The organism is Lyngbya sp. CCY1209 (genome assembly GCF_055795065.1).
In genome coordinates this window covers 1-5,707 of the sequence record NZ_JAYFER010000126.1, presented here as the reverse complement: position 1 = coordinate 5,707, position 5,707 = coordinate 1, and the positions used below count along the sequence as shown (strand labels likewise).

The following is a 5,707-nucleotide window of genomic DNA, read 5'->3' as shown; positions in this document are numbered from 1 at the left end:
CTCTGTGCCTGCCTTCTGATTTTAGGGGCAACCTGCCTTCTGATTTTAGGGGCAACCTGCCTTCTGATTGGGAGGGAGATCGGAGGGCAACCCTATAAGGTTGCCCCTACGAAATCGAAATCGGAGGGCAACCCTATAAGGTTGCCCCCACAGGATTTGAGGGGGTTAAACTGCGGTCATCGGGGCCGGTTTGACCGGGTTTGGAGCCGTTTCCAAGATGGCGCGGGCCGCCTGACGCCCGGATAGAGTGGCCCCTTCCATACTATCGATATAGTCCTGTTGGGTGTAACTTCCGGCTAGGAAAAAGTTGGGAACCGGGGTTTTTTGGGCGGGGCGATAGGGGTCCATTCCGGGGCCTTCTCGGTAGAGGGACTGCGCCAGTTTGACGACGCTGTACCAGGTCATATTTAATTCTCGGGAAGAGGGGAATAAATCGTGAACCTGTTGGAGGACGTGGTGGGCGATCGCCTCGTTATTCTCCTTGATAAACGGGTCGCCGGGAGTCAATACCAACTGCATCAGCGAGCCCTCTCCTTTCCGGTAATAATCCCCCGGACTGGTTAACGCCAAATCTGCGAAACAAGAGAAATCTGCATCGGGGGTATAGAGTAAATTATCCATCCCCGCCGCCGTTTCCAACTGCTTCCGTTTGGTTGCGTCGTGCAGTTCCGTCACCCAGCCATCGAAGCGGAGTTGCACCGTCGCCACCGGGACGGTATCGAGTTTATAAATATTGTCGAATTCCGGCCATTTCCGCCAAGCTTCCGGGAGCATTTTTTGCGCTCCGGGGACGTCGCAGGCGCAGACGTAGGCATCGGCGACGACGGTTTCTTCCGTCTCTCCTTTGGCGATAACTAAGCCGGTGACTTGGGTTTTGCTGTCTATGTCGGCGAATTGAATTTCTCTGACCCGGCGGCGGAGGTGAATTTTTGCGCCCCGTTTTTCCAAATAGTCAACGATGGGTTTGTGGAGGTATTCGGCGGGGGAACCTTCCAACATTCGCAATACCGAGGCTTCCGTTTTGGCGGCGAAAAATTGGAAGATCGTCAGCATACAGCGGGCGGAGATATTTTCGGTGTCGATAAAGCCCAAAGCGTAGGCGATGGGGTTCCACATCCGCTTCAGACTGCCCTCCGAACCGCCCTGGCGGCGGAACCAGTCGGCGAAACTGACTTTATCCAAATCTCGGATGGTTTTCATCGCCCCGTCGAAGTCCACCAAACCCCGGACGATGGGGCTGGTTCCGAGGGCGATCGCATTTTGAAATTTGTCCGTCGCCGAGAGTTGGGAGGTGGTGAAAAATGCTTTCAGGCCGTTGAAGGGGGCGCCTGTCAGAAACCGAAAATCCAGACTTCCGGTGACGCCGCCCCGGTTGACGAAGTTGTGGACGTGCTCCTTGAGTCGCAGATTTTCAAAGGCACCCACCTTTTTCATCAAATCGAATAATTGGTAGTAGCAGCCGAAAAAGACGTGCAGCCCCATTTCGACGTGATTGCCGTCTTTGTCCACCCAACTGCCGACTTTCCCGCCCACGAAGGGACGGGACTCGAATAGTTCGACTTCGTGTCCGGCATCGACCAACTCGACGGCCGTGGCCATGCCGGCCAATCCTGCTCCTGCGATCGCAACCCGCATTCTTTACTCTATCCTTAACGGTTCGTTTACGAATTGTAACAAAAAAGCGATCGCACCCGTTAGTTTTCCGTCCGCTCGGGGTTGCCCCCCGCGCCGAGAGGGGATGAGGTGATGAAACGGTAAGGCGATTCGACTGTATCGCGGCGGACAGACAACCGCCATCACTTTCCCGTCTTCCCTTCCAACAGTGTTTTCAATACCAAAGTGACGATCGCCAAACTAGCCAAAACCACCGCCGCCGTGTAAGCCGAAGTCGTCTGATATTGGACGTGCATTTCTTCCACAAATAAGGGCAACGTCTGGGTTTTTCCGATGATATTTCCCGACACCACCGCCACGGCGCCAAATTCCCCCATCGCCCTGGCATTGGTGAGGACAATGCCATACAATAAACTCCAGCGGATCGAGGGCAGCGTCACCCGCCAGAAGGTTTGCCAATCATTCGCCCCCAGGGTTTTTGCGGCTTCCTCCTGTTCGGTGCCAATTTCTTCCAAAACCGGGAGGACTTCCCTCGCCACGAAAGGCATACAGACGAACGCCGTCGCCAGGACAATTCCCGGAAAGGCGAACATCACCTTCCACCCCACCGATTCCAACGCCGGACCGAACCACCCCAGGCGCCCGTACAACAACACCAGCATCAGCCCGACAACGACGGGGGAAACGGAAAAAGGTAGGTCAATAATACTCAATAATAATGTGCGTCCGGGGAAGCGGTGGCGGGCGATCGCCCAGGCTGTAACCAGCCCAAATACGACATTCAGGGGAACGACGATCGCGGCGACAAGCAGGGTCAATTTTGCGGCGTGCAAAAATCCCGGCGAAATTAAAGTGGAGTAAAATCCATTCCAACCTTTTTCAAATGCACCAAAAAAGATATTAACAGCCGGAATAAATAACACCAAAATGATAAAAAGTAAAACTGCTAAAACCAGGAAAATTTCAAAATTTGCGATCGGGGTCTGAGAGGTTCGCGATCGCGCCGGTTGAATCCATTCTTTAGGATTGAATAAAATGTTCATAATTTTTTCTCCGTGTCCTCTGTGCCTCTGTGGTTTTCTTATTAAACTCAACTGGCTTAATGTCCCTATTTTATCCCCGCCGAATTCCCCCAGCTTTGCAACAAATTAATTGCCACAAGAGAGAGCAGAGAAACCAATAACATCACCGTGCCAATGACTGCAGCCCCGGCATAGTCGAACTGTTCCAAACGCTGGAAAATTAACACGGGGGCGATCAGAAATTCGCTTTCCGGGGAAGCGATAACGAACCAAAACCCAGGCGACGGCAACCCCGGCGATGCCGTTGAAGGCGGCGGCACAAAATGCGGTCGTAAACGTGACTTCATAGGCGGACAGGGCCACGGGATCGGTGGCGATGCGCCAAATTTCCGAAAAACTCAGGTTTCCGGCGTACAGGGTGAGGGCGAGAATGGGAAGCAATAACATCAGGCTGAGATAGCCGCCGATCCCCCACCAGTACCAGGAAATTTTTGGGAAAAATTGGTGAACAAATAGTTTGGATTTTGACAATGTAATAGTCATGGTTCCTTTGGGCGCGATCGCACTCATCAAGCAGTTAGAAATTGGAGAACAAACTGCGGCGGTGGCACAACCTGGGAAAACCGATCGCTCCCCTCCTATAGCAATGTGGAACCATTTGTCAAATTGTCCGGCCCCCAAACCCCCAATCCTGGGGGCTTTGACTGGATCGACTTTTCACTCATCATTTCACACTGCTATATTACCTATTCCGATCGCCCCACCTCCGCTTGAATTTTGTCGAATACCGCCCCGTCGCCAAAAAATTGGGTTTGAACCCCATCCCACCCGCCCAAATCTTCGACGGTGAAAAGGTTCGGAATATCGGGATATTTGTCCCTAAATTCCGCGGCGACGGCATCGTTGACGGGGCGGAAGCCGACTTGGGCGAATTCCCGCTGGGCGGCGGGGGTATAGAGATACTGCACGAAGGCTTCGGCGACTTCCCGGGTTCCGTGTTTGTCCACGTTCGCATCGACGACGGCGATCGGGTTGTCGATGGAAATGTTGGTTTCCGGAATAATATAAGGTAAAGTTTGGCCCTGGCGTCGGGCGAGTATCACTTCATTTTCGTAATTGATCAAAACGTCTCCCTGTCCCTGCTGGTAAAAAACCTCGGTGGCTTCCCGGGCGTTTTTCGGCAAAACGGGGACCTGGCTGTAAACCTGTTTGACGAAGGCGAGGGCGTCCGCTTCGTCCCCTCCAGTTTGGGTGATGCTCCCCCACAGGGCGAGGAAGTTCCAACGCGCTCCCCCGGAGGTTTTGGGGTTGGCGGTGATGGCTTGGATGTCGTCGCGGGCGAGATCGTCCCAATCTTCGACGGTTTTGGGGTTGCCCTCCCGGGTGACGAGGGCGGCAACGGAACGGTGGACGATCGCGTTGTTGGGGGCCTCGGTTTCCCATCCGGGTTCGATCAGCCCCGCTTTTTCGAGTTCTCGGACGTCCAACGCCAGGGCCAACGCCACGACGTCGGCTTCCAAACCGTCGATGACGGCGCGGGTTTGGGAACCGGAACCGCCGTAGCTTTGGCGGATGGTGACATCTTGGTTGTGTTCGGCTTTCCAGTCGGCGACGAACTCGGGAATGATTTTTTCGTAGGCGGCTTGGGTGACGGCGTAGGAAACCAGGGTGATTTCGACGCGATCGCTGGCAGTTTTGTTACTGTCGCAGGATGCGATCGCCGTGCCGACACCAATTCCCACCAACAACAGGGCGAGACGGCGCCGCCATTTCGGGCGGAATTTGGATTTCATGGGTCTGTTCCTAAATCTCCGGTTCCCAGATAGGGATACCGGATTTTATGGCAATTTTACGGGTTCAGTTCTGTCCGGCTCCCCCCTTATCTCCCCCCTTACAAAGGGGGGTTGGGGGGGATGGGGGCGGGGGGGATAGCGTAGCCTAAATCTGTTCTGATTGAATTGTAACTGAAGTTTAAATGTTTTGCAATACACTTGCGATTCAAATCCAAATCTTGTATCCTGAGAGTGGAGAACAACTGAGTGGCAATGGCAAAGCCAGCGAAACCCGCAGCAATCGAGGGAATTGCCGGGGAACTGAGTCGGGGAAACTACCTGTTTCGCGGTTTGGACGGGGCGGAATTGTCGGAAGCCTTGGCCAAAGGCAAGGTGACGCCCCAAAAGCTGTATTCGAGCCGTCCGGTTTACACAGCTTTTGAGCCCGACACTTCCATCGAATCCCTCTACGCGGTGACGGGTGGCGGTCCGGTGGTGGTTCGCAGTGCCCCCCTCGATCGCATCATCGCCCTCACCTACCCGGGAAACTGTTTCGGGATGCGGAACCTGGCCCTGGGTTACGGGCGGGTGAGCCGCGCCTTCCCCAGTTTGGTAGAGGCTTACAAAACCACCGACGCGATCGAGATTTCCATCGATATCATCCAAATCCTGCACGCCGAAAACGAGACATTTCGCGATCGCTACGATTACCTATTTGAACTGCGAGAAAAATTCCAATACCACCTGCTCAATTGCAGCACCCATCCCCCCCAGGCGGTGGCAGCCCTGCTGAGGGCGCTCATCTATCAAGAGCGATCGCTCGGAAACCAGCCCCAAACCGACGGCGTTTATACCTTTAATTTGCCCGTCGATATCATCGCCCGCGCCGCCCAACTCAACCATCGCACCGTCGAACAAGTCATCAAAGGAATGCGAAAAGAGGGGTTAATACTCCCCTCAAAAAGCGACGATTCCTCCGACGACATTCTGAGAGTCTGCGACCCCGAAGGCCTCAAAGAAATCTACAGCGCCACCCGCGACAAAGTATCCTGGTGGCCGCTGCGATAGGGGAGGGAGTAGGGATTAGGGAGTAGGGAGTAGGAAGTAGGGAATAGAAATGACCTTGGAATCCGAGTTTCGGACTCAGTTTCCAAAACGAACCTGTAAATTCGATGAATTGCTAATTATAGCGAATCTGGTTAAATACCCGAAAAGTCAAAGCTATAGCAATGAGCGCTCGTGTGTTTACAGTTCGGTTCGTGGAACAGAACCCGAAACTTCCATGTGTCTTGGCGATTT

The 5,707-nt window shown here is 54.0% G+C and carries 5 protein-coding genes; 1 reads left to right on the top strand and 4 read right to left on the bottom strand.

Features of this window, described 5'->3' with window-relative positions:
* Positions 1-165: 165 nt before the first annotated feature.
* From zds to AC0QHF_RS00970, 4 genes are all read right to left on the bottom strand, one after another.
* A complete protein-coding gene (zds, locus tag AC0QHF_RS00985; protein WP_324702316.1) occupies positions 166-1,635 on the bottom strand; it encodes a 9,9'-di-cis-zeta-carotene desaturase in 1,470 nt (489 codons plus the stop codon).
* Between the two features lie 161 nt (positions 1,636-1,796).
* Positions 1,797-2,657, bottom strand: a complete 861-nt coding sequence (gene cysW / locus AC0QHF_RS00980) for a sulfate ABC transporter permease subunit CysW (RefSeq protein ID WP_324702315.1) — start codon at positions 2,655-2,657, stop codon at positions 1,797-1,799.
* A gap of 105 nt (positions 2,658-2,762) precedes the next feature.
* Positions 2,763-3,179, bottom strand: a complete 417-nt coding sequence (locus AC0QHF_RS00975; protein WP_324702314.1) for a hypothetical protein — start codon at positions 3,177-3,179, stop codon at positions 2,763-2,765.
* Between the two features lie 203 nt (positions 3,180-3,382).
* The gene (locus AC0QHF_RS00970) at positions 3,383-4,429 is read right to left on the bottom strand and encodes a sulfate ABC transporter substrate-binding protein (protein WP_324702313.1); all 1,047 of its coding nucleotides are present in this window, start codon (positions 4,427-4,429) and stop codon (positions 3,383-3,385) included.
* Between the two features lie 252 nt (positions 4,430-4,681).
* Between AC0QHF_RS00970 and AC0QHF_RS00965 the strand changes: the two genes are divergently transcribed.
* The gene (locus AC0QHF_RS00965) at positions 4,682-5,476 is read left to right on the top strand and encodes a cyclic nucleotide-binding domain-containing protein (RefSeq protein WP_324702312.1); all 795 of its coding nucleotides are present in this window, start codon (positions 4,682-4,684) and stop codon (positions 5,474-5,476) included.
* Positions 5,477-5,707 lie beyond the last annotated feature (231 nt).

What these genes read in the sequence shown, in the direction of transcription:
- AC0QHF_RS00975 (WP_324702314.1), bottom strand. Translation starts at nt 3,179, where the DNA reads ATGACTATTACATTGTCAAAATCCAAACTATTTGTTCACCAATTTTTC.
- zds (WP_324702316.1), bottom strand. Translation starts at nt 1,635, where the DNA reads ATGCGGGTTGCGATCGCAGGAGCAGGATTGGCCGGCATGGCCACGGCC.
- AC0QHF_RS00970 (WP_324702313.1), bottom strand. Translation starts at nt 4,429, where the DNA reads ATGAAATCCAAATTCCGCCCGAAATGGCGGCGCCGTCTCGCCCTGTTG.
- AC0QHF_RS00965 (WP_324702312.1), top strand. Translation starts at nt 4,682, where the DNA reads ATGGCAAAGCCAGCGAAACCCGCAGCAATCGAGGGAATTGCCGGGGAA.
- cysW (WP_324702315.1), bottom strand. Translation starts at nt 2,657, where the DNA reads ATGAACATTTTATTCAATCCTAAAGAATGGATTCAACCGGCGCGATCG.